Here is a 2,364-nt window from a genome sequence, read left to right on the forward strand (position 1 = left end):
CAGTTCACGGACAGGATCGGCCCGGCTGCCCAGCAAGGCCAGTAAACCCGCAGCAGCCTCTTCACCCTTTTCCAGAGCCCGGATAAGATGGTGGACCATCTCCCAAACAGTCAAACGAGGATCCTCCAGCGGGTTCCACTCTTCGGGAAGCTCTTCCGGGCGGAATAGGCGCACCCGCCCTCCCTTGGAGAGCAGAACACCGGCATCGGCCAGGCTTGAAATACTGGTATTCTTGGCCTTGGAGAGGGTTTCGGCAATGCCAAAATCTCCTTCCTCAAATCCAAACTGCTCAAACCAGGCTACCGCCCAGCGGGTATCGGCATCGAAGTCCCCTTCCTGCTCGGCCAGAACTTCGTCAAGGGTCTCATTGATCAGGGCGAGGGCTTCCCGCACGCTCAGCGGATTGCCCCGGACATCAATCACCTTTGCATAGCGGGTGTATATGGCCATCCCAGGCCCGATCGCCGCCTGCGCCAGGTCTACCGGGGCTATGTTGCTGCGCTGCAGGTGATCGAGGGCTACCGGCAGTTCATTTTTAAGCGCACTTACAAACTCGCGGCGGGTGGCCACAGGTGCATCACCTGCCCGTGGCCGGCAGACAAGGACTATGCTGGAAGCAAGGGCACTGACGTTTTTCTTGAGATTCCCTGTATATTCCGTCCTTATCGGCCAGGTTCCGGTTATGGCAAACCCGGCACGAATTACTGCTTCAAGAAAGGTTTCCCACCCGGTACTGGCAGTACCCTCGTGATCCGTAGTTTCAGACTGTCTGAAAGCGTAGTATATAGTCACGGGAAAAGCCGGGTGAGTTCGCCCGGCAAGTTGACGCATCGCTTTGATCATACCGTCAAGAAAAAATTTTTCAGCCTTTTCCGCGCTATTGTGACGGTATCTACTCGCTACCAGCTCATCAGCCTTGGGAACTTCAAGCGTGGCAAAAAGATCCGGGAAAACTGGTTTTTGTGAATGGCGCAACCAGATGTAAAAGAAATCAGAGAGATCAGAATAACAGATGTTGTCGTAATATGGAGGATCAGTGGATATAAGCTTATCGCTCGAAAGATCTTGCTTTTTTGCATCCTGTTGTAGCCCATGCCCAGGCACTTGAGGCAGCAGTATTTCAATAAACTTCACTGGGTAATCAAGCTGACGGAGCCAGTTGCCACTTGAATTGCTAAAAAGATTAGATTCACAAAAATCCCATGTCATTGGCAGGGCCTGTCTCCCAAAGGCTTGTTGAATATTTTCTCTCATACCATCCCAAAACGATATAGTAGAACAGCGGTTAGCTTGTCTACTAACAGTAAGTGCAAGGTAGGTACTCACCGCCTCTGCGTACGCCATCGCTCCAGCACCACCAGATGCCAGTTTCTTGCCGTCGTCAGGGAAACCAGCCGCAACCGTATCGCGCCTGATAAGCTCACGTGCTTCCTCTACCAGGTCGGAAAATGTCGTCAGCGCCACAAGCTGGCGATCGGTAAAGATGTCGGCAAAAGTATTCATCCCGTATAGCGGAAGCTGATCCCGGCATTTCCCAACCAGTTCGTTTTCCGGCTTCCAGCTAGACCTCGCCTTCCGGGCTATCTCTTCATGCTCCGGCAAGGGCGGCAGGTAAACGCGCCCATTATCGCCCTCGGCGACAATGGCCATTAGCCGGGCACCCATTCTTCCGGCCATACTTTCAGCTTTAATGTAATCACCGGTAATCGGTGAACCCGACATCAGGCACTGAAAGTTTGCTCCCCGCGAAAGCTTGGTCCCGTTTCTGGCGGCCTTGGGATCTGGGGGCGGCCCCACCTTCACAGTGAAGGTGTAGCCGCCTGCTTTGATCACCGGTTCGACATAGGCCTCTTTGCCCTTCCTGGTCGAGAGCATGAAGGTGGAGACAAGGGGCACATCCACACCGGCAAAGGCCGGGTTCGGGCTTTTCACCGTGCGGGCCCAGAGCCAGGCTATCACAGTGAGCGAACGGCCCACGTAGGGTTTCAGGTCGGGCCTCTCCGCGGCCATCTCTGCGGTAATCTTAACCTTCGGGTAGAGATGGCCGATGCGCTTTTCAGCCTCATCGCGCATCCATTGCCCGTAGTACCGCACATCCTCGGATAGGCCCTGTGCGCCCTGCCATGCATCTTTAGCCTCGATCTGCTTACCGTTTGTCACCGGCCTTACCGGCGGCCGGTTCGCAAACTTAGGCGGGATCTCGATCATGGCCTTGTTGATCAGCACCGCCACCGGGTTGAGATCGCTGGCGTAGGCTTCCAGGCCCAGGCGCTGCGCCTCCAGGGGGAGTGAGCCGCCTCCGGCAAAGGGGTCATGGAAGGCGGGCAGATTGTGGCGGTCAAACAGCTCCCTGGCACGCGGATG

1 protein-coding gene is annotated in these 2,364 nt (G+C 55.6%); it reads right to left on the reverse strand.

Annotation, left to right across the window (positions count from 1 at the left end; translation table 11 throughout):
* A partial coding sequence (locus ACE4YL_RS08460) for a DUF1156 domain-containing protein (protein WP_461369516.1) occupies positions 1 to 2,364 on the reverse strand: 2,364 nt, incomplete at both ends.

Source organism: Candidatus Darwinibacter acetoxidans, from assembly GCF_041936445.1.
Taxonomy (GTDB): Bacteria; Bacillota; Limnochordia; order Darwinibacteriales; family Darwinibacteriaceae; genus DTU010.